Source organism: Autumnicola patrickiae, from assembly GCF_031846525.1.
GTDB lineage: Bacteria > Bacteroidota > Bacteroidia > Flavobacteriales > Flavobacteriaceae > Autumnicola > Autumnicola patrickiae.
In genome coordinates this window covers 67,499-90,537 of the sequence record NZ_JAVRHM010000009.1, presented here as the reverse complement: position 1 = coordinate 90,537, position 23,039 = coordinate 67,499, and the positions used below count along the sequence as shown (strand labels likewise).

Annotated in this window: 12 protein-coding genes; 2 read left to right on the top strand and 10 right to left on the bottom strand. The window is 39.2% G+C overall.

Annotated elements, in window-relative coordinates:
- Positions 1–35: 35 nt before the first annotated feature.
- Positions 36–1,112: a CNNM domain-containing protein gene (locus tag RM549_RS09415; protein ID WP_311684075.1), complete on the bottom strand. Its 1,077-nt coding sequence runs from the start codon at positions 1,110–1,112 to the stop codon at positions 36–38.
- Between the two features lie 244 nt (positions 1,113–1,356).
- On the opposite strand from RM549_RS09415, the gene RM549_RS09410 reads away from it, so the two are divergent.
- Positions 1,357–3,537: an outer membrane protein assembly factor BamB family protein gene (locus RM549_RS09410; RefSeq protein ID WP_311684073.1), complete on the top strand. Its 2,181-nt coding sequence runs from the start codon at positions 1,357–1,359 to the stop codon at positions 3,535–3,537.
- Positions 3,538–3,777: 240 nt separating this feature from the next.
- The gene (locus RM549_RS09405; protein WP_311684071.1) at positions 3,778–4,776 is read left to right on the top strand and encodes an endonuclease/exonuclease/phosphatase family protein; all 999 of its coding nucleotides are present in this window, start codon (positions 3,778–3,780) and stop codon (positions 4,774–4,776) included.
- A 62-nt stretch (positions 4,777–4,838) separates the two neighbouring features.
- Here RM549_RS09405 and RM549_RS09400 read toward each other — a convergent pair whose 3' ends face one another.
- From RM549_RS09400 to RM549_RS09360, 9 genes are all read right to left on the bottom strand, one after another.
- On the bottom strand, positions 4,839–5,189 hold the full coding sequence (locus RM549_RS09400; RefSeq protein ID WP_311684069.1) for a response regulator transcription factor: 351 nt from the start codon (positions 5,187–5,189) through the stop codon (positions 4,839–4,841).
- A 257-nt stretch (positions 5,190–5,446) separates the two neighbouring features.
- A complete protein-coding gene (locus RM549_RS09395) occupies positions 5,447–7,402 on the bottom strand; it encodes a glycoside hydrolase family 97 protein (protein WP_311684067.1) in 1,956 nt (651 codons plus the stop codon).
- Between the two features lie 38 nt (positions 7,403–7,440).
- Positions 7,441–9,603, bottom strand: a complete 2,163-nt coding sequence (locus RM549_RS09390) for a glycoside hydrolase family 43 protein (RefSeq protein WP_311684065.1) — start codon at positions 9,601–9,603, stop codon at positions 7,441–7,443.
- A gap of 64 nt (positions 9,604–9,667) precedes the next feature.
- Complete coding sequence (locus RM549_RS09385) at positions 9,668–10,663, bottom strand: glycoside hydrolase family 43 protein (RefSeq protein ID WP_311684064.1); 996 nt, start codon at positions 10,661–10,663, stop codon at positions 9,668–9,670.
- 139 nt (positions 10,664–10,802) lie between these two features.
- Entirely contained in the window at positions 10,803–13,919 is a 3,117-nt protein-coding gene (gene lacZ, locus RM549_RS09380; protein WP_311684063.1) for a beta-galactosidase, LacZ type, read from the bottom strand.
- 30 nt (positions 13,920–13,949) lie between these two features.
- Positions 13,950–16,355, bottom strand: a complete 2,406-nt coding sequence (locus RM549_RS09375; protein ID WP_311684062.1) for a glycoside hydrolase family 2 TIM barrel-domain containing protein — start codon at positions 16,353–16,355, stop codon at positions 13,950–13,952.
- A 4-nt stretch (positions 16,356–16,359) separates the two neighbouring features.
- Positions 16,360–17,940 (bottom strand): glycoside hydrolase, encoded by a 1,581-nt coding sequence (locus tag RM549_RS09370; protein ID WP_311684061.1) that lies wholly within the window; start codon positions 17,938–17,940, stop codon positions 16,360–16,362.
- Between the two features lie 47 nt (positions 17,941–17,987).
- Positions 17,988–19,694, bottom strand: a complete 1,707-nt coding sequence (locus tag RM549_RS09365) for a RagB/SusD family nutrient uptake outer membrane protein (protein WP_311684058.1) — start codon at positions 19,692–19,694, stop codon at positions 17,988–17,990.
- A gap of 5 nt (positions 19,695–19,699) precedes the next feature.
- On the bottom strand, positions 19,700–22,792 hold the full coding sequence (locus tag RM549_RS09360) for a SusC/RagA family TonB-linked outer membrane protein (RefSeq protein WP_311684056.1): 3,093 nt from the start codon (positions 22,790–22,792) through the stop codon (positions 19,700–19,702).
- Positions 22,793–23,039: the final 247 nt, after the last annotated feature.

Genomic DNA, 23,039 nt, shown 5'->3' with positions numbered 1-23,039 from the left:
TTTTAATTATTTTTTTTAGATAAAATGATGAGCAACTAATTTTCATCATCTTTTTTCTTATTAATAATACCTAATTTTTTGGCTCTTTTCTCCCAATTCTGTCGTGCCAGATGTTGTAAATCTTCGACATTGTCACTTTCATCCATAATTTCCAATCCTAAAAGTGTTTCAATGATATCCTCCATTGTCACTAATCCAACGGTATTCCCGTAGTCATCTACAAGAATAGACATATGGGCGCGTTCTCCAATAAACCGTTGAAAAAGTTCGGTAATAGGAGTTTCTTTTCCCGTAATAGGAATGTTTTTTTTAATGGATTGAAGGGTTTCAGGTCCTTTTCCATCCAGCATTTCCTCTAAAATTTCATCCTTTAGTACAAAACCTGTTACATTGCTGGGTGTACCTTCATAAATCGGGATTCGCGAAAAGATTAATTCTTCCTGGGAGTGGTAAAAATCTTCAATAGTAGTAGATGCATCTGCAATAAAAGCCACTGAAAACGGTGTCATTATGCTCTGAGCTTCAATGGATTTAAAGGTTAGGATATTTTTAATTAGCGTAGTTTCATTTTCTGCAAAAACACCTTCTTCTACAGCAGCATCTGTCATTGCTATATATTCTTCCCTGCTAAGTGTTCCTGATTGTTCTGATTTTCCCACAAGTTTGGTGATTTGCATCATCAACCAAAGAATTCCTGTATACTTCAGCGGAAAAATAAGAGCCTGTAAAGATTTCGCTGTGAAATTCCCCAGGGATTGCCAGTAAGTTGCACCAATTGTTTTGGGAACGATCTCTGAAAGCACAAGAATAGCCAAAGTCATAAGTGCAGAAACAATACCTACCATACTGCCTCCATCGTCAAAAACTTTCTCAGCCTGAACTCCTACCAATATTGCACCAACTGTATGCGCAATTGTATTTACTGTAAGAATCGCAATAAGAGGCTGATCGACATCCTCCTTTAGCTTCTCAAGTTCTGCGGCGTATTTCTTACCTTCGTTTAGCTTCATTCGTAAATATGTTGGAGTGATGCTAAGAAAAGTTGCTTCTAAGATAGAGCACAGAAAAGAAAAAAGAATAGAGAAAACAGCATAAAAAATTAATAAACCCATTGATTTTTTTTGTAAAATTAGATATATAAATGCAATAAGCTCAATTTTTAAACTCAATGTTTTTATAAAAATAGGGCTGAAAAACAGTTTATAATAATTTTCCAGATTTAAAGCTCCCAACCTTTATAGTTTTAAAGTAAGTATCCTCACAATTACAAGCAGTATTTTTTATCTATTTTCGTTAGATGAAGGTTCCCGCTTGTGGAAGATCTGCTGATAATCCATTTAAATACTGTAGCTTTAAATGAAATCCTGTTATACAAAACGACTTTTTGATCCTTATATAATCCTGTTTCTTCTTACGGTTTTTACTGCATGTGATTCTGAACAGAAAACCAAAAAAGTGGCAATTAAAGGAGCCGGTAGCGAATGGGCTCATTACCAGGGGGGACCTGAACGTAACCAATACTCTTCATTAACACAAATAAATCTATCCAACGTAAACCAACTCGAATTGGCCTGGCAGTTTCACACTCAGGATTCCGGACAGGTGCAAACTAATCCGCTTATGGTAAATGGAATTGTCTATGGGATGACCGCCACCACCCAGCCCTTTGCCGTAGATGCTGCTACCGGAGGGCTTATCTGGAGAAAAGAATCTGAAGGAATGGATTCTTTTAGTACCAGCCGCGGACTTTCTTATTGGGAAGAAGGTGATGATAAAAGAATCCTCTACACCAGTGGACCCTGGCTGTATGCAGTAGAGGCGGCTACCGGCAGAGCCATTAAAAGTTTTGGCAATAACGGACGCGTGAGCCTGAAAACGGGTTTGGGAGAGATTTCCCGGGACAGGATGGTAATTTCTAATACGCCGGGTACGATTTATAAAGACATTATTGTGATGCCATTACGGGTTTCTGAAGGTGCAGATGCTGCGCTGGGGCTTATCCAGGCTTTTAATATTAAAACCGGGGAACTGGAGTGGGTATTTAATACCATTCCTGGTCCCGGAGAGTTTGGACATGAAACCTGGCCACCGGATGTACGCAAGAATAAATTGATAGGAGGCGCCAACAACTGGGCAGGAATGTCTGTAGATCTTGAGCGTGGTATAATTTATGCCCCCACAGGATCGGCTGCCTTTGATTTTTACGGAGGAAACCGGCAGGGGGAGAATCTTTTTGCTAACAGCCTCATCGCTTTAAATGCTGAAACCGGGGAACGAATCTGGCACTTTCAGTTTGTGCATCACGATATTTTGGACAGGGATCTTCCTGCCCCTCCAAACCTGCTTACCGTCACCCATGATGGGAAAAGAATAGATGCAGTGGCACAAACCACCAAACAAGGTTTTGTTTTCCTTTTTGACCGGGTAACCGGTCAACCCTTATTCCCTATTGAGGAGCGACCGGTCCCTGCTTCAGATGTTCCGGGAGAAGTGGCCTGGTCAACACAGCCGTTTCCTGTAAAGCCCGCTCCTTATGCAAGGCAAACGCTTACCGAAGACGATATTAGCCCAATTGCTTCTAACAGGGAGGAACTAATCGAAACCTTTAGAAACAGCCGTTTTGAAGGACCTTTCACTCCGCTTAGTGAACGCGGAACCATTATTTATCCCGGACTTGACGGCGGTGCCGAATGGGGCGGCGCCGCGGCCGATCCCGAGGGGATTCTCTATGTAAACAGCAATGAAATGGCCTGGCGAATTTCTCTGAACCCCACTATTACTGAAAAGGAGCTGGCTGAACAATCTTTTGGCCAGCGATTGTATACTATGAACTGTGCTATGTGCCACGGTAATGATCTTACAGGCAGCCCCGCCAGCGGATTTCCTTCCCTTGTAAACATTGAATCACGGAGGGATAAGAAACAAATCAGGAATATTGTGGAGCATGGGCAGGGTATGATGCCTGCTTTTAATAAATTTTCCGAAGAAGAAATGGATGCACTTTTAGCCTATGTCAACGAGGAGGAGATCGCAGAAGAAATGTCTAAAGAACCGGGAATGGGAAGGTCTAAGGAAAATGATCAGATTCCCTATCAGATTTCAGGATATGATAAATTTCTGGATGCTGATGGCTATCCAGCTGTGCGACCGCCTTGGGGCACCTTAAATGCCATAGATCTCAATACGGGGGAATACCTGTGGCAGGTAACTTATGGAGAGCACAAAGAATTAATCGAGAAAGGAATTCCGCAAACAGGAGCCGAAAGTTACGGCGGACCCGTTGTCACTGCCAGCGGACTGTTGTTTATTGCAGGTACTAAAGACGCAAAATTCAGGGCCTACAACAAGAAAACCGGAAAGCTGCTTTGGGAGACAGAACTTCCCTCGGCGGCTTTTTCTACTCCCAGTGTTTACGAAGTTAATGGGCGGCAGTATATTGTACTGGCCTGTGGAGGAACCAAATTAGGCGCACCAGCGGGAGACAGTTATGTTGCCTTTGCCCTGCCGGAAAATCTTATTTCTGAGGGAGAAGAATAAAAACAATTAAATTGTGAGTTATTTAAAAAATTAAATTTTTTCGCGTTCCCTTTTTATCCTTAAATTAAGGTGTTACTTATGGCTGCCACTTAAGAAAACCGGGAATAAAAGTACCAGACGGATATTAATTTCATTCATAAATATGGTATTATGACGATAATTGCCTTTTTGGCCATATGGCTACCTCGCTTTTTAGGCTCCCTTTCAGCAAATAACGAATATTATTAAAAGAACAAAAAGATGTCTACCACCAGGAAAATATTCTACTATTGCATCGTTGTTTGTTCTGTAGTGCTAATTATAGTCAGCCTTCTTTCTCTTGTTCATGATCTCTCCTTATGGTATTCTAAAATTCTGGATTTCCCCAGGCTTCAGTATATGATCACCGGAATATTACTATTTCCTGTTTTCCTATTTCTGAATAAAAAATGGAATTTATTTTCTATCATCGTTGGCCTTGGCTTAATAGCTGTAATTACTATTCAATCTATAAAAATTTTCCCCTATTTCTTTGGAGATAAAGCGGTGCCTGATGCAGATGAACAAATAGCAAAATCTTCAGAAATAGAAATTGTTATTGCTAACGTCTTAATTACCAATACCAGTTATGATGAATTTCTAAAAATTATCCAGGAGAAAAATCCTGATATAGTTTTAGCTATGGAAGTGGATGAGAATTGGATACAGAACCTTCAGGTATTGAAAGAAGATTATGCTTATCACATAGAGTATCCTCTGGACAACGCCTATGGAATGGCAATGTATTCAAAATTCCCCCTGGAAAACCAGATTAAATTTTTAAACCAGGAAGATGTGCCTTCTTTCCATACCAAGTTTTCCTTACCAGGCGGAGAGGAATTTATGTTTCATGGCGTGCATCCTGTCGCCCCTGTTCCCAGTAGCAAGTACCCTGATAATAAGGGAGAAGAGGAAATAGCCCTGATAAAAATTGGCGACCTGGTGGCAAAAGATTCTCTGCCCTCCATTGTTGCCGGAGATTACAATGATGTTTCCTGGTCACTTACTTCCCGGTTATTTGAAGAAAGCGGTGGTCTTAAGAATGTTAGAATTGGAAGAGGTGTCTTTAATACTTTTGACTCTAATTCGATGATTATGAGGTGGCCGCTTGACCACTATTTTGTTACTGAAGAATTTTATTTATCAGAGATAGAGCGTCTACCAGAATTTGGCTCTGATCATTTCCCTCTTTACGTAAAACTAGTTTTACAGGGTAAATAAAAAAAATTTTAGGAAGTATAAGTCCTGAGAGCTACATGATCTTTCCTTCATTAAAAGAAAATTTAAGAAATTTTCTCGATATGCTCGTAGAGTTCTTCCACATCAAAAGGTTTGGCCAGGAATGAGTTAGCACCAGACCCATTTACCATAGAAGGGTTGGCATGAGCAGACATAAGCAGAACAGGAATTTCTCTGGTTTCGCTTTCTTCCTTAATGTTCCTGCAAAGATCAACTCCGTTACCATCTGGTAACATAATATCCATGAGGATAAGGTCGGGAAGTTCGCGGTTAATCGTTTCTGTAAAGGAAGTTGCATTGGAAAATGCTGTTACCTCATAGTCTTTTTCAATTAGAAGAAAACCTATTAATTCCCGTAAAGCATGATCATCTTCAACTAAAAAAATCTTTTTCATGGCCTAAAAGTAAAGCAAAAGACCTCTGAAAATTTTAAATGCTTTGTTAAAAAGGAGACAATAATTTATAAATTTTATATGCTAGCCGGAAGCCTAAAATAAACTTTTATGAATTTCTATTTACACACGACTTTCATAATAAAAACGAAGGTGCCAAGAAACCAATTTACAGCCCGATAATTGGCAAATTTACCCACTTATCTTTAGACAAACCTGAAGCCTCGTATACCTGTTTCTTTTGTATGACTTTAGAATGGCTAATTAAACAAAATAGCGCCGCCTTCCGACTTCAGTTCGACTGTAATTTTACCGTTTTTTTTAATTTTTGAAGTTTTAATCCCGGCAGCTCCATTTTTTTCATCATAAATTTGCTTAACTTCCTGACCAGAGAGCATAGGAAGTTCCAGTTCGATAGTCTGTTTTTGTTTTTTCCCGTTAGCAACTGCTACGTACCATTGATCACCTTTTCGCCTTGCCAATGCAACATAATCTTCAGGTTCCCCACCAATATAAATAGTCTCATCCCAAACGGTAGGGACATTCCTTAAGAAATCCAGCACATACTCCGGCTGCTCTTCGATATTATTGGGAGTAACACCAAAATGCTGAATAGGGGAAAAATAAAGCACGGCAGTGGCAAGTTCAAACGCATCTGTTGTGCTTCTAATTGTTCCATCTTCCTGGGTCCTGGACAACCTGTTATTCAGAAAAACCGGGGCGAAATCCATAGCACCGACTGTATTCCGGGTAAAAGGTAAAATGGTCGCATTCAGAGCATGTTTATCTAGAGAGGACTGGTTAAAAACCAGATTTTCAGAAGCCAAAACTGCTTCAGAAGTAACAAAATTGGGATACATTTTTTCCCAGCCTCTGGGAAGGGTGCTTCCATGAAATGTAATTGCTAGTCCGTAGTTGTTGGCATCGTTCAGAATATCTTCATACAACTGAATAGTGGTTTGCTTGTCCCCGCCAAAAAAATCTATTTTTAAGCCCTTAACGCCTATCTCCTGCAACCATTCCATTTCCTGCTGACGTGCAATAGCGATGTTCATTCTGTTTTTGGGAGTCTGCGGGGCTTCGCTCCAGTAACCGTTGGAATTGTACCAAAGAATAACTCCAATTCCTTTTGCACCGGCATAATCAACCAGTTCTTCAATTCTTTCCCTGCCTATGTTATTATCCCACCAATTGTCTATTAAAACATATTCGAAATCTAATTCTTCAGCGAGATCAATAAATTTTATTTGATCTTCATAATTAATACTGTTATCCTGCCATACAATCCAACTCCAGGTGGCTCTTCCCATCTTATAGTCTATAGATGGTTCATATTTTTGTTCAACTAAATCGAAAGCAACGGTTGATTCCACAATAGGTTTTAAGGATCTTCCTAAAGTTATGGTTCGCCACGGAGTTTGAGCTGGTAAGGCCTGGGCAGCAAAGGTATCTCCTATTCCATTATTTTCACCCTCCTGTGGGAAAGCAATCTGGTACAATCCATCTTCTGTTCCTTCACTCAATCTGGAGCCGGGATAATGGCTGTCCACACCAGTTTCAGAAATGAGGAGCCAACCTTTATTCTGAAGTTTAAATAGGGCAGGAAAAGTGTATCCTTCACCATAAGTTGAAGGTTTGCCAATAGGCTCCCCCAGGGTGTATTCTTCTTCATAGGAAGGTTTTGTTTCCATCCAGCCTGTCATAGGCTTTGCCTGTGGAGTAATATAGGTAGTCGTATTTTGAGGAAGATCAAAACCTGAAATCTCATTGAAAATTTTGATATTGCTTTTACCTTCTTTGGACCTGATTCCGTAGGAATAAGCAACATCTTGATTAGAAACCCTAAAAGTTACCACCAGAGTATCTTCATTAGGATTCACGAACCTGGAGACCAGCTCATTTGCCAAATAAATCACATGGCTCACTTTGGCATTCTTCAAATCATAGGATTTTTTTACGGTTGAATTTTCTGAAGAAATATATTTCAGGTCTGTCGAAAAATCTCCCAATGAAGTCTCTAAGCCCAGAGGGGATTCTTCTAAAAACTGCTCCTCTTCATAATGCACATCATAGAATATCCTGCCATCTTCTAATTGAAGTTCTACCGAAATTTTTTCGTCTGGGCTTTTCAGTATTTCCGAATGTTGTGCATTGGAAATATTGGAAGTGAGAATTCCGGTTACAAATACTAAAAAGGAGTAGCGAATAAAATTCATGATTTTATGGTAATAGTAGCACGTAAATGCCAGTTCAATTAATTTAACGGTGAAATTCCTTCTAATGTAGGTTTAACCTGAATGATCGAACCATCTTCTGCAAACTTCAGACTATCAATGGCAACTTCACGGTGAAAACCTGCTGACTGTCCCATATCTGCACCTTTGGGTCGGGTAAACCGGTGATAAACAATATACCACTCATCTTTTTCAGGAACCTGAACAACTGAATTATGGCCGGTGGCAAAAATCTCCTGCTCTTCATCTTTCTGAATCACAATATTATCTTCAGGAATATCTAATGGCCCCAGCGGACTATCAGATGTTGCGTATCTCACTCTATAATTTGGGCTTCGGGTATCATCTTCAGACCAAAGGAAATAATATTTTCCATTTCTAAAGAAGACCTCAACTCCTTCTCTAAATGTTTCATCTGGAGTAAGTATTTTAGAGGAGCCTTCTTTGATGGTCATCATATCATCATTAAGTTCTACAACTGCAAGAAATCCATTACCCCAATATAAATAATTCCTGCCACTTTCAGGATCTAAAAAAATATCCGGATCTATATTTTGTCCGCCATTTACTCCTTCAGGCAATTCTGAAATAAGAGGTGCACCGGAATCTTCAAATGGACCTGCAGGATTATCTGAAGTTGCCACTCCCACTTGTTGAGCTGCCGTGAAGTAATAAAAGTATTTATATTCTCCATCAATCTTTTTTTCAGCCATAGCTGGTGCCCACGCATTTCTGCTGGTCCAGGAAACATCTTTTTCAAGATCCAGAATAATACCTTCATCTTCCCAATTCACCAGATCTTCTGAAGAAAACGTCTTAAAATAGGTGCCAGACCAGCCTGTAAAGCCGTCACTGGTGGGGTACAGATAATATTTCTGCTCTTTTTCAGAATAAATGATCTCAGGATCGGCATAGTAACCTTCTACCACCGGATTGTTAGCCACTTTTGCTGTAACTTCAAAAGTTTCTGAATTTTCTCCTCTCGAAACCGTATAGGTTACAGGACCATTGCTAAAATCCTGAGCGCCTTCTGGTGTTACTGTTACTCCGGGGAGCGTCTCAAAACCCGGATCGAAATTTGCCAAATTTGAGCCCTCTCTTACCGGAAGGTAGATGGTTTGTTCCTCTTTATTAATAACAATGTTGTTTGACTTAATTTCAGGATTGGATGCTCCTGTAATTTCCGCCAGGTTATTTGATGGAAAAGCTTCCATTAAACGTTTTAATTCTTCCGTAGTAATAGGAAGTACACTTCCATGCCTTGGATGAAAATCCATTGAAATTTCTTCATCTACTACTTCAAAGTTCTTTAAATCTGAACTTCTGGTGAACTGGTAGCTGCCATCCATGTAAACATCATACATAAGGATATAATTTTCAGAATCATTCAGCTTAAAAACTCCTGAGCCTTCTACAGCTTTTTCGGTTTGATCTACATTTCCAGGTTCCGGCTTATAGCCTGAGGTGATCGAATCTGAAATAGCGACTTTAATCCCTTTGTCGTCTTCTCCTTCGGTTTTATAAAACAGATAAAACTTTCCGTCTTTATTTATAATATCCCCATCTATGGTAGCTTTTTCATTTGGACTAAAAAACAGTTGTTTTGGTGCATCTTCCAGTCCGGTAAAATCTTCATTTAAATAAGCATAATAAATCTTATCATAGCTACCCGGTTCCAGCATAGAAAAGTAAACCATATATTTTCCTTCCTGGGGATCATAAATAGTCTGTGGTGCCCAAACCCGCATTACTTCAGAAAATTCGGGATAAATTTCGGGAATATCAATAATTGTACTGGACCAGTCTATTAGATCATCAGATTTTAATAATGTCATTGCCGTATTGGTCCATCCGTTTTTACTCAAAAGATCTGTTACCACCATATAATAACCATCGCCGTCTTCTTTGCGTAAAATATGCGGATCCCTTACACCACCTGTCCTACTAATGGAATCTGAGGAAATTATTGGCTGATTGTTATTTAATGCATGATAATTAAACCCGTCTTTACTGATGGCATAGTGTATGGCTTCTTCGCCTTCACCATTTCCGACGAAATAAGAAAAGAGATAGGCTGTGTATTCTTTATCTGTATTTTCTTCCTTACAGGAAAAAAAACTGGAAATCACTAAACTGAATAAACTAAGGAAGATGATATTTTTAGTTTTAAAGGTCTTTTTCATCTTATGTTTTCTTTTTGAATTGTACTATTGAACGGATTTTATTTGTTGTTTATACTGGTAAAAATTACTTCTGTATTGAAATTTTGTTTCCTGTATCGTCTACTTCCAGTAAATTGGGGATTCTAATAAAATTGCCATTTTTCCCGACTCTATGGCTGTGTAATGCCATTAATAATTCTCCTTCAAAAGTTCTGAACATCATACCGTGACCAAAATTTGGAGCAGTAATAGGCTCTTCCTGTTGTATCCATGGACCATCTAAAGTGCCGCTCTCGGAATAAGCCACTCCCTGAACATAGTCACTAAAAACCCAACTGGTCCATAACATACCCAATTTCCCTGTCTGGGTTCTGAAAAGCCATGGCCCATCGGTAACTTTGTTTGGAACAATTTCGCCCTCTTCATTATATTCTTTGCTCCAGGGAGAGTCACTTGCCCTAAAGAGAATTTCACCTTCTCCAATCGATCCACTCAGATCAGGTTTGAGTTCAATTTTTTCCATAGTACCATTCCAATTTTGCAGCCATTCATGACAAAACACCATATATGGTTTATTGTCTTGGTCCACCCAAAAGGTCCCATCAAGGGTTGGTTTAGAGGCAGGTAAATAGGTGTCATCCTCCATGGGAACATATGGCCCATCTGGGCTTTCGCTTACAAGGATATGACTGGCCCGGCGTTCAATCGTATTTCCTTTAACGGTATCTATTATTTTATCCCTGTTCGTGAAAGTAGCGAAATAATAGTATTTCCCTTTGTATTCATGCAATTCTGCTGCCCAAATCATAGGATCGGGACCCATCCATGATTCAGGATCTGTTTTTACCACATCATAAGGCCCGCTCCATTTTTCTAAATCTTTGCTTTTCCAAAGCTTTCCCCCGGTTCCCGTCATATAATACATAGCAGTAGCCTTATCAGCCAGAATAAAAGGATCACTTAAACGAATGGAATCCAACAATTTTTCCTCTTCTGCGGCCTGAATTTTCTGTTGCGAATAGATAGGGAAAAGATTCACTATGAGAAAAGCTAATACCAGTAATGGGTGTTTTATTATCATAATAGCATTGATTCTGGAGGTTAAAAAACTTAATTTTAAAAAGCCCCGAAATGTCTGGGGCTTTCTGAGCCTAAATGATTTCTATTGCAAATTCCACTTATTAATTCAATCATTTAAACTATGAATATTTTTTGACTGGCTATTTCACTAACTCGATAGTGTAGGTGTAACTATAGGTATCATCTTCAAGCCTGTACTGCTTATGTGGTAACCTACCCCAACTGGTATCCCCGCCAAGACCACGTTGTTTTAAGTCCAGGTGTAAAAATACTTTATCCTGAGGCTCCAAATCTGTAGGATGTCGCTGTACCTTCTTTGGCCCTTCATCCAATTGTTCCGTCGGGATATCCAACGCACTAAAACTCAATGGCTGTTGTCCTTCTATTCTTATTCCTTTTCCCTGATTATCCTTTAGGGCTAACCAACGAACATCTGTTTTGTAACCTGATTCCTGTGGACGAATATAGGTCCATGTGAACTGGTTGCTCACCTTATCTTCGTATTTGCCCACAAAAGAAGAAGTGTTTCTGTCCTGATAGTTTTCCCATGGTCCCCTTCCGTAATAAAACAGATTTTCGTAATCTCCCGGTAATATCATGCGCATTCCAAATCTTGGAAGTTCCGGAAGTTCTTGGCCTGTCATGTCTATACTGGAAGTTACCTGTATATCCCCGTTTGGTTTTATCAAATATTCCACAGTATAAGGCACATCAACTTCAGCTAATTGGTACTGTACTGTTACAGGTAAGCCTTCTGTTGTTTTCTCTCCAACTTCAACATTATTTACCGTTGGATCTTCATTAGTGGCTATTTTCCATGCTCCCAGTTTCTCCGGCATATTGTTTCCAAAATCATTATCTGTAGGAGCCCTCCAGAAGTACGGTTCAGGGAATTGAGAAATAACTTCAGTATCTGCATCCTTAAAGTTGTATTTCTGAAGTTTTCCTGATTTTAAATCAAATTCTCCTGTTACGGTATTGGTGCTGAAGCTTAAAATACCATTCTTGACATTGTGCTGAAGGTTTTCATCAGTAGCAGGCTGATCGATATTTGCAAAATAATCGGCATCGCCTAATAAGAACTGCTCCCGTGCAATTTCATGACCTTCAGGAACAAGCGCTGTAGCTTCTGAAGTATAAGCGTAAGTATTCAGAAAATATTCTTTATCCCCCAGCTGTGGCAGGTTTAAATTCACCGTCTCCTGCTGGTTAGGTTCCGCGGAAACTTCAAAGTTCCCGGTTTCTACGACCTCGCCGTTTGCGATAAGTTCCCACTTGAAATTATAGTTACTAAGATTAGTGAAATTGAATTTATTGGTAATTTTTAAATCTTGTCCATTAAATTCAAAGTTGATGTTCTGATGCACTTTTTTCACTTCCTGTAAGGCGGGATGTGGATTTCTTCCTGCATCAACAAGACCATTGGCATTAAAATTCTGATCGTTTTGCAGGTTTGCCCCTCCAAGGTCTCCGCCATATGCCCAGAACATTTCTCCATCTTCGGTTTCAGCCTTCAAACCCTGGTCCACCCAGTCCCAGATGAAACCGCCTTGCATATGTTCACTGCTGTTAATGATATCCCAGTATTCCTGAAAATTCCCATTACTATTTCCCATAGCATGGGAATATTCACACATAATATATGGTCGCTCTTTAGTTTCATCTTCAGCATAGGCTATCATGCTTTCGATGCCGGGGTACATAGGTGCCACAATATCGGTATTCCTGTTTTCCCCAGCCTGCTCAAACTGAACCATACGCGTTGTATCTTTCTGCTTAATCCAGTCATACGCATCATAAAAAACCTGTCCGTTTCCACTTTCATTTCCTAAAGACCAGATGATAATTGATGGATGATTTTTCGTGCGTTCCACCATTCTTTTAACCCTGTCCATATGTGCAGGTGCCCATTCCGGAAGGTAAGCAGGATGAACAGATTTGTCAAAATTGCCCTGCAGTTCGGCACCCATAGCGTGGGTTTCAATGTTAGCTTCATCTACCACATACATACCGTACTTATCTGCAAGTTCATATAACTCAATCCCATGCGGATAATGGCTCATACGAATCGCGTTGATATTATTGCGTTTCATCAGTTCAATATCTTTGATCATCATTTCCCTGTCTGGCACATGACCTTTAGTTCCATGGTGTTCATGAAGGTTGACGCCCTTTACGGTAATAGGTTCTCCATTTACCATCAACTGAGCATCTTTGATTTCCACTTTTCTAAATCCTGTTTTTCCTGAAATTACTCCCAGAGTTTCTCCCTTTCTGTCTGAAAGTGTGATTACATAAGTGTAGAGATTTGGAAATTCTCCGCTCCATTTTTGGACGTCTGGAATGGTGGTCGAAAATTGCACATTTTCGTCCTGAGCTAATCTCTTTTTTTCTTCAGAAAAGACCTTTTCACCTTCAGGATTAATAAGTTCAACTTTTACTGCCGGCTTTCTTATTTTACTACCTTCAAATTTGCGAAGGTCAACGTTCATATTGAAAATTCCGTCTTGATATTCCTCATCCAGACTGCTGGTTGCCCAATAATCCCAGATAGTAGTCTTTGGATTTGCCTGTAAATAAACATCCCGTTCTATTCCGCTTAAACGCCAGAAATCCTGATCTTCCAAATAGCTGCCATCATGCCATCTAAACACCTGTACAGCCAGTAAATTCTCTCCCTCTTTTAGAAAAGGCGTAACATTAAATTCCGCCGGGGTTTTAGAAGCTTTGGTCATTCCCACTTCTTTTCCGTTTACATAGATTTGAGCGTATCCCGAAATAGAACCAAAGTGTAACATAATTTCCTTATCATCCCAATCCTGCGGTACGGTAAAGCTGGTCCTGTAGCTTCCCACAGGGTTATACTCTTCATCTATAAAAGGTGGATTTTTAGGGAAAGGATATACTACATTGGTGTAAATAGGGATATCGAAACCTTCCAGTTCCCAGTTTGAAGGCACATTGATATTTTGCCAATTATCGGTATTTAAGTCTGCCTGAAAAAAGTCTTTTGGCCTTTCTCCAGGCGTCTTAACAATATCAAATTCCCAGGTGCCATTGAGGCTTTTAAGATATTCAGATTCTTCTTTAGCTGCAGTTCTGGCTGCCGCTTCATTATGATATAAAACAAATTGGGCATGGCCTTCTTCCTTGTTTCTATCAAGAATGGTAGGGTTTTCCCATTCGTTTCCTGTATCCTGAGCAAAAAAAGTAGCCGCAGGAAACAGCATAAGCAATAATAAGAGTAATTTTTTCATAGATTTTCAAGTTTCACTTTTGTAATTTTTTTACTTGTTGAGGTTTTTAATTTTTATTTTTTTAGTTCCGAGTTCCCGATCAATAACTTTAATTATTAAATCATCTTCTCCCTTCATTGTTTTAATATAAGCCCTTAGCTTACCTTTATAAGTTTTCCTTTGAGGAGCCTGATATTTTTCATGGCTGTCCCGGTCACCACTTTCCAGTGCAAGGATTTTTGCCTGTCCTTCAACCTGAAAACTGATCATACGATCCTGATTAGTAACCTCATTTCCTTTTCTGTCAGTCAGCAAAACATCAAGAATCACAATTTCACCTTCCTCTGAAAAAGAAGCTTTTGTGGTGGTGACTTCCAGTTTAGAAACTTTACCAAAAGTTTCCACTTCATATTCAGCCACCTGTTTCCCATCCTCAAATCCTAAAGCTCTTAATTTACCGGCATTATATGGCACTTCCCAGGATATCATTTTTTCATTGGAGTAAACGGCTGTTTTACGTCCTAAAGATTTCCCGTTCAGAAACAATTCTGCCTCATCGGTATTGGTATATACCGTCACCCATTTTGTTTCTCCTTTATCTCCAATCCAGGCTTCCTGAATATTTCTTCTATGGAGTACATTGTTTTCACTATTGGTTATCCCAATATAGATCATTGGTTCCGCACTCCAGAGACTTTTTCTAAAGTAAAAATCTGGTTTTGGTTTACCGGCAAGATCAATAATCCCTGCCCCACTACTTCTGTTAGGCCATTCTCTGGCTTCTCCCATAAAATCAAAGGCTGTCCAGAGGAATTGTGAAGATATAAAATCATTTTCAGTTACTGCATACCAGGCATCTAAAGCATCACCATTTTCACTTCCGTAGATAACTCTATTCGGAAAAGCTTTGTGGTCTTCCTCATATCTAAATTCCTGATAATTATATCCAACTATATCCAACGCCCCGGGATAATCGGTAAAATTTGACATGGTAACACCCGCAAGAGCTGCAGTAACAGGCCTGGTGGTATCATAACTTTTGGCTGCCTTTACCAGTTCATTTGCAAGTTTGCCTAAATGTTCCACAGGTGGGTTTTGAGGCTGATATCCCTTTCCGTAGATCTGCGGATTACGACCTTCATCCAAAACAGGATGACTGTATGGGTCATTAGGATAATCTATTTCATTCCCGACACTCCACATGAAAATTGAAGGACGATTCCTGTTTCTACGAATCATATCTTCTACGTCTCTCTGCCCCCACTCATCAAAATCAGTATGGTATCCTTCATTTCCAGGTTCTCCAACATTCCAGCCGGTAATCCATTTATTCTTTCCGAATTCCCATTCATCAAAAGCTTCATCCTGTACCAGAAATCCCATTTCATCGGCAAGTTCGTAGATGTAATCCTGGTGCGGATAATGACTCATACGAACAGCATTTGCCCCAAGTTTTTTAATTGTCTCGAACCGCTCTCTCCAAACCTCCTTTGGAACAGCTGCTCCAAGTGCTCCTGCATCATGATGAATACATACCCCTTTTATAAGCATATTCTCACCATTCAGGAAAAAACCTTTATTGGCATCAAACCTGAAGTTTCTGAAACCCACTTTTTCCTTCCATGTATCTACAGCCTGATCATTTCTCAGCACTGTCACCTCCAGATCATAGAGGTAAGGAGAGTCGGGAGACCAAAGTTCTGGATCTAGAATTTCAACTTTCAGTTCAGCATAATTTTCTTTACCAGGTCGTAGCGTTAGTTGCTTTTCTATTTCTGCTACCGTGTTACCGGAAGGATCCTTCAAAAGAACCGTGATATAAGAATTTTGGTTTTGTTCATTGTGGTTGTCTACTTCCACAGCAATTTTTGCCGTTGCTTTTTCTTCTGAAACATCCGGTGTCTGAAAGAATACTCCCCATTGCGAAAAATGAGTTGGATCCTGTTTTAGTAAATATACATTCCTGTAAATACCAGACCCTGTATAATAACGGGAATCGGCATAATCAGTATGCTCTGCTTTTACCAGAAGCACATTACCTTCTTTTCTGAGATAAGGAGTAAGATCATATTGAAAAGAGATAAAGCCATTTGGTCTTTTTCCAAGGAAATGTCCATTTATCCATACTTCAGAGTTTTTATATACTCCATCAAAATATATGGCATACTGCTGATCCTTATCATAGTCCGAAAGATCAAATTCCTTCTTGTACCAGCCTGTACCACCTGGAAGAAATCCGGTTCCGCTCGCCCATTTTGCATCAAAGGGACCTTCTATACTCCAATCATGCGGTAGATCTACATTTCTCCATTCCTGCCCGTTTAATGAAATACTATCTCCAAGGTGAAATTGCCAGTTATCATTAAATAATTCTTTCCCTTTTTGCTGAGCAAACAGATTAGTGGTCCAAATTAAAAAACACACCAGAAGAAATACCTGAAGTTTATATCTGTTCATAATACTAATTATTTAATACAAAGGTAGTTATCGATTTTTTTTGTGCCATAAAGTTTTCTGAGGAATTCAGCTTCTTATACTTAAGATTTTCATTTGATGAAGTAACGTAATAATCGACTATATTTAATTCTTCGCCTTTTAATTGCAACTGCACTGGTACATCTTCATTCCCGGAATTCACCAGAACTACTATAACCTCATCATTTTCAGGATTTTTATACGCTGAAAAAAGGAAGTTTTTCCGGATATCACTAGACCCTGAATTTGTTATATCAATCCTTTGATAACCGGGCCTGATAAACCGACTATAGTTCCCGAGAGCCCACAGCATTTTACTTTCGTAAAACTCACCCGCTTCTTTATTTTTATCAATGTAGATCAAACCATCTTTATAATCATAAGGAGACACGGCTAACCACCAGTGCCAGGCCGAGGCATTTGCAACCGTAAGGTCACTGTGAATTACACGCGCGAGGTATAATGCGGGATCTATACCTAGATCCCGTCCATTACCTTCAATTTCACCATTATTATCACCCAGGATGCAATATTCACTCATCCAATATTTTAGGTCAGGAATGTTATCTACCGCATTAGATAGTCTTTCCCTTTGTTCAATCATAGATGAAAACGGAGAGGTCGTAAAATAACTATGACCGGAAACTGTCGGACTTACATGGGCAAGATCTGCGATATAATTCTCTGAACTTTCGTTGAAAAATGCCTGTATTTGATTTGATCTTCCGGGGCGGTTACCCTCCTCATAAAGATAATTTATTTGTCCGGCTTCTGGAATATCTATGGATGCAGAGAGGTTTCTGTCTTCTAATTCTTTATTCAGAGCTTTAACAATTCCCACAATTTCGTTGTTCCATAAAGGAGTACCCTCCTGGCCTCCATCTGCCCAATCCCATTGGGGTTCATTTACGGGACTTATATAATCGACTTCAAGACCTTTATTCTGTAGTCCCTCTGTTATAATTGCCAGGTACTCCGCAAATTCATCATATTTATCTGCAGCAAGATTAGAATGGTTGGCATCATTGGTAAAGGCTTTACCATTTCTGGTAAAATTTACATGAGGACTATTGGAAAAGATAAGTAATTGATCTACACCATGGGCTTTTGCAGCATTTGCAAGCCATACCTGACTTTCCATACCATTCCAATCATATTCATTATTAAGCTTTAAAAATGAAGGAGCTCTACGCCATTCATCTCTAATCCCGCTTTCGGCGCCTTGCTCAGCACTTCCAGCGCCTATATTAAGCCGCCAAAGAGAAATTCCGATTCCTTCAGGATTTCCGTCAGGATCTAATTCCTGACTAAATAATAGATCAGCAATTTTCTGTTTTTTATCAGAAGGCCAATTTCCCACGAATTGACCTGACCAAGCGTCCGATGCTCCAAAATTGTCCATAATTTGATATACTCTCTGTTGATTTATTTCCAGACTCAAAGCTTGAAGCTCTTCACTTTCTTCATCATTAACATCCTCCGGAGTTTCTGATTTAGAATTACATGCACTGAGAGAGGTAACAATTAAGAAAAGAAGAATGCTGCGCTTAATTATTGTTTTCTTCATATTAAAGGAATTTAAAAGGGAGAAGCTTTTAACTTCTCCCTAATTTTTTAATAACCAGGATTTTGCTCTAGTTGTCCATCTGAAGACTGAATTTCCTCACGTGGTATTGGTAACCAATAATGTTGTTCTTGAAAGCTTCTGCCTTCTAAAGCAATCCTTCTTTGGTAGGTAAGGCTACCGTCTTCACTTTTTCTAACATTAATACCATATGCTGGCTCATTTTCTGTTTCCATTGCAATTTTCCAGCGACGTACATCGTAGAATCTATGTTCCTCAAAGGCTAATTCGATACGCCTTTCCTGACGAATAGCCTCTCTCATTTCTTGTTGAGACAAACCTGAGGGTAAAGGAGGCATATCTACACTATTACGGCTTCTTATTTGATTAACAGCTTCATAAACTGAATCATCTGGTCCTGATGCTTCATTTTGAGCTTCAGCATAATTTAGAAGTATTTCAGCATATCGGAAGTAGATCCAATTTTGAGTACCTGCCACTTCCCATGGGTTTTGAATAGGTAAGTCTTCGTTAATAAATTTCCTGAGATAATAACCCGTTCTACTTGTGTTCCAGTTATCCGGGCCGTCCTGGCTATCGAGACCCCCCGGAGTAAAAGTTTCTACCTCACGGCCACGGTATTCGGCGCCATTATATAAAATACTTGCATAAAACCTCGGGTCTCTATTTTCATAAGGTGAATTGGCCTCTTCGGGATTATCCCAATCAAAATCTGAACCGTCTGCCATTTGATAATCGTCTACCAGATTCTGGAGTGGTGCCTGACCTCCCCAGCCTCCATAGCCATTGGGACCATTGGCTATTTCAAGAGCAGTATGTCTTTCATTTATATTGTAGTACCTGGCAAATATAATTTCAGAATTACTGCCTTCTGTTAAGAACAGCTCTGCGTAGCCATTCTGATATAAGCTATAGATCCCCAGCTCCATAACATCCTGCGCGGCATCTGCAGCCCTTTGCCATTTTTGAGGATCAGAGTTATCATTGTTATACAATGGGCTGGCTGCATATAACAATAAACGGGATTTTAAGGCTAAAGCTGCACCTTGAGTAGCACGACCTTCTTCCCAGGTTCCGCTGTTTTGCAAAGGAAGTCCTTCCGCAGCTTCATTTAATTCTCCAATTACATATTCTATACTTTCCTGGATTGAACTTTTCTCGAAAAGTTCAGGATCTGTAAAATCATCTCCTAATTCAGAAACCCGATCTCCCATTAAAACTACTTCTCCATAGTTCCGTATTAAATCGTGATAACGAAATGCCCTTATAAATTTTAACTCTGCAGTAAGTCTTGCTTTTCCCGAATCACTCATCTCTACTTCACCAATTTGCTGAAGAGCGTAATTCACTTCTCTAATACTCCTGTAGCTTCTACCCCAGAAACTGCCTAAGATCCCTGTATTTTCAGGTGATAATTGCCCTTGTTGGATTAACCAGGTATTATCATCATTGTTGTAAACGGCTTCATCGGTAAGAGTTCCCATCATTGCATATTCAAAACCTCTGCCGAAACCTGGTACTGATCCATCACCTTCTTTGTCAATTAATCTCACTCCCAGATATCTGTTAATCACATATGCTTCAAAAAGCGTGGAATCCTGCACTATGGCAACTTCTGAAACCCTGTCTGTTGGATTAACTTCTAAAAAGTCTTTTTCACAACCAATTAGAATAGTTGCAAGAAGAACAATTCCTACCTTCAAAGATGAAAGTTCTCTGTTTATATTTCTTTTCATAATCTTTAAATTTGGATATTTAAACCTAAATTAATAATTCGTTGTTGCGGATAAAATTGTCCGCTTTCGCTGGCACCTTCAGGATCATAATCTTCCACTCCGGTCCAGGTAAATACATTAAATCCACTGGCATATATTCTGAAATTGGAAACCGAGAACCGTTCTAGTAAAGAAGATGGAAGAGAATAGCCAACTTGAATATTTTTCAATCTTACAAATGAGGCATCATCCAGCCAGAAATCGTTTCTAAACAAACCTCCACTTACTGCCGATGATGCTCTTTCACTTACACGCGGATAGGAACCATTGGGATTGTCTGGACTCCAACGGTTATCTGCCCAACTACTATAATAATTTCCAACCGTACCAGATTCGGGAAGAACATATTGGCTAACATTAGTTTGACCTGAGAATAAGGCTGAAAAATCAAAATTCTTATACTCTGCATATAGGTTTAAACCAAATGTAATTTGAGGCATATTTCCATATTCTGTGCGGTACCTGTCGTCGGCATCAATCTCACCGTCTCCGTTTATATCTGCATAAATTAAATCTCCAAGTTGTGCGCCTGGAACGCTTGGATATTGATTAAAATCCTCTTCTGATCGATAGATCCCAACAGTTTTATAAAGTAAATAAGTATTCATTGGTCTTCCTGTTTGTTGCTGATATTCCGGCAGGCCTGGAGCTTCATCCATAAAAATCACTTCGTTTTGGGCATAGGTGAAATTTCCTGAAATCCCGAAATTAAAATCTTCACCCGTATAATCGTAACCTAAAACAGCTTCTATACCATTGCTTTCCACCGAACCGATATTTTCAGAAGGAACTAAAGGATCTAGATCGTACGGATTTACAATTCCGGTAGTTCCTGGTACTGAAGCATTCCTGGTCGTAAGAATGTTAGACCTATCCTGTTGAAAATATATGAATTCAGCATTAAAATTCCCTAAAAACCTTGCATTTATACCAAGGTCTGTTTTAATTGCTTCTTCCCATGTAATATTAGGATTTGCCAGTCGGGTAAGATCTATACCAGTTGTCACTTCGTTTCCAATGACATAGCGATTATTAAAGGTGTAATTATTAAAATACTGAAACTGTCCAACATTATCATTACCTAATTTACCATGAGATGCACGAAATTTTAAATCGTCAAAAAAGGAAACACTCTCATTGAACCACTCTTCTTCAGAAATTCTATATCCAACGGAAGCAGAAGGGAAGAATCCATAACGATTCCCTTCAGGAAAAATAGATGATCCATCTACCCTCATTTGAAATTCAGCTAAATATTTCTCCTGAAAGTTATATGCAACACGGCTCAAGTAACTCAATCGTGTGAAATTATAGCTACTTCCATAATTATCATAATCAGCAGCAGCCGCTCCGCCCTGGGAAAGTTCCGGAGTTTCTGTAGTAGGGAAATGAATTCTTGAGGCTCCCATTGTATGGGATTTATCCTCACTTTGTTCATAGCCTATAAATGCATCTACATTATGGTCTCCAAATTGCTGCACGTAATTTAATTTAATATTACCTACTGTTTTGGATTGATTGAAATGCTCTTCGTATAAAGCCCCTTGTTGGTCTGGTCCTCCACCTACAACTCTGGGAATATATTCCTCATTTCTATATTCATATAAAGTATACGGAGTTACAAAATTTCTGGTACGGTTAGAATTTTCATCAACTGAAAAGAATCCGTCAACAGATAATCCATCTAAAAAATCAAAATCGTACTTTGCTCTAAGAATACCATTAAAAGTGTACTGTGGATTGTTGTTTATTCCTCCTGCTTCCGTAGCAGCTATTAACGGATTACTTAATTCGATTCCCGTTGTAGGTAAACCATTAGGGAAATAAGCTGGACTGGTTGGATAAGCCCGGTACAGGGATCGGAAAATACCCCCGGCTCCGGTGGTAGGAAATTGCCGGTCCTCTTTTCTTCCATTTAAAGATAACCCCACCTCTAACTGTTCAGTAATGTCAACATCTATATTTGATCTTACACTATACTGATCATATTTATTAGCTCCATTTTTATAGATTCCATCCTGGCTAATTTTGCCAAGGGAAAGGAAATACCGGGCATGTTCTCCACCACCACGAATATTTAAATTTTGTTGTGTTTGAATGGCAGTGTTCTGAAGACCTTCTTCTGGCCAATTTGTGTTTGGATAATTTATTGGATCGCTACCATCTCTAAATAAATTAATTTCTTCATTGGAATAAATCTGATTAAATCCCTCTGAAGGATTATTGTAGTAAGCTATTTCATTTCTAATCCCTGCATAGGTTGGAGAATCTGCCAGATCAGGCAACCTTGTTGGTGAAGCGAAACCTATATCAAATTTATAGGAAATTTCCGGAGCGGCATTTCTACCTTTTTTGGTGGTTATTAAAATAACACCATTTGCCGCCCTACTTCCATAAATAGCTGCAGAGGCATCTTTTAAGACGGTAAAACTCTCAATGTCCTCTGGGGATAATCGCGAAAGCCCTCCAATCTGTCCTGGAACTCCATCTACAACTACAAGAACATCATTATTCCCAGTTGTAGCTAAACCTCTTATAGAAATGCTTGAATCATCGTATCCCGGTTCACCACTACGGTTATTGGCAATAACACCTGGAATTCGGCCTGAAATAGAATTGGATAGGTTAGGTTGAGGACTACGTTGAAGTTCGTCTGCTTCTACCTCAGAAATAGAACCTGTTAAAGTAGCTCTCTTTTTGCTACCATATCCTACTACCACAACTTCATTTAAAGATTGTGAATCTGTTTCAAGACGAACATCAATGGAAGTTTGATTACCAATTGAGACTTCTTTTGTTTCAAAACTTACGAATGAAAACACTAAAACTGCGCTAGCAGGATCATCAATATTTATAGTATAAATACCATCCATATCAGTTACGGTTCCGTTCGAAGTTCCTTTAACAAGGACTGTAGCCCCAGGAAGAGGCAGCCCTGATTCGTCCACTACCTTACCAGTAATTTCCTGCTGTTGAGCAAAAAGTATTGAAGTAAATAATAGAAAAACTGCTGCTATTGAGCCTCTCCAGTTTTTCTGACTTAGTAAAAAATTTGACATATACCCTGTTTTTAGTTAGTATGATTAGTGATATACAGAACATTAAAATGAAAACGATTTCGTATTTTCGTTTTGGTTAATGTTGTCTGCAATTTTCATAAATAAAAGCTAAAACCTTAGGGTGCAGATCGTCAAAATATGGGTCACAAATCGTTCAAAGCCTGTTTTGTTACATTTTAATGCTGTTTATTTACGCTTCTAACTTTATTTTTAAGGTTATAATGAAAATTTGTTATTTATACATAAT

Excerpts from the sequence above, each read along its gene's own strand:
- RM549_RS09400 (WP_311684069.1), bottom strand. The coding sequence starts at position 5,189 with ATGAAAAAGATTTTTTTAGTTGAAGATGATCATGCTTTACGGGAATTA.
- RM549_RS09410 (WP_311684073.1), top strand. The coding sequence starts at position 1,357 with ATGAAATCCTGTTATACAAAACGACTTTTTGATCCTTATATAATCCTG.
- RM549_RS09415 (WP_311684075.1), bottom strand. The coding sequence starts at position 1,112 with ATGGGTTTATTAATTTTTTATGCTGTTTTCTCTATTCTTTTTTCTTTT.
- RM549_RS09365 (WP_311684058.1), bottom strand. The coding sequence starts at position 19,694 with ATGAAAAGAAATATAAACAGAGAACTTTCATCTTTGAAGGTAGGAATT.
- RM549_RS09405 (WP_311684071.1), top strand. The coding sequence starts at position 3,778 with ATGTCTACCACCAGGAAAATATTCTACTATTGCATCGTTGTTTGTTCT.
- RM549_RS09360 (WP_311684056.1), bottom strand. The coding sequence starts at position 22,792 with ATGTCAAATTTTTTACTAAGTCAGAAAAACTGGAGAGGCTCAATAGCA.
- RM549_RS09390 (WP_311684065.1), bottom strand. The coding sequence starts at position 9,603 with ATGAAAAAGACCTTTAAAACTAAAAATATCATCTTCCTTAGTTTATTC.
- RM549_RS09375 (WP_311684062.1), bottom strand. The coding sequence starts at position 16,355 with ATGAACAGATATAAACTTCAGGTATTTCTTCTGGTGTGTTTTTTAATT.
- lacZ (WP_311684063.1), bottom strand. The coding sequence starts at position 13,919 with ATGAAAAAATTACTCTTATTATTGCTTATGCTGTTTCCTGCGGCTACT.
- RM549_RS09370 (WP_311684061.1), bottom strand. The coding sequence starts at position 17,940 with ATGAAGAAAACAATAATTAAGCGCAGCATTCTTCTTTTCTTAATTGTT.
- RM549_RS09395 (WP_311684067.1), bottom strand. The coding sequence starts at position 7,402 with ATGAATTTTATTCGCTACTCCTTTTTAGTATTTGTAACCGGAATTCTC.
- RM549_RS09385 (WP_311684064.1), bottom strand. The coding sequence starts at position 10,663 with ATGATAATAAAACACCCATTACTGGTATTAGCTTTTCTCATAGTGAAT.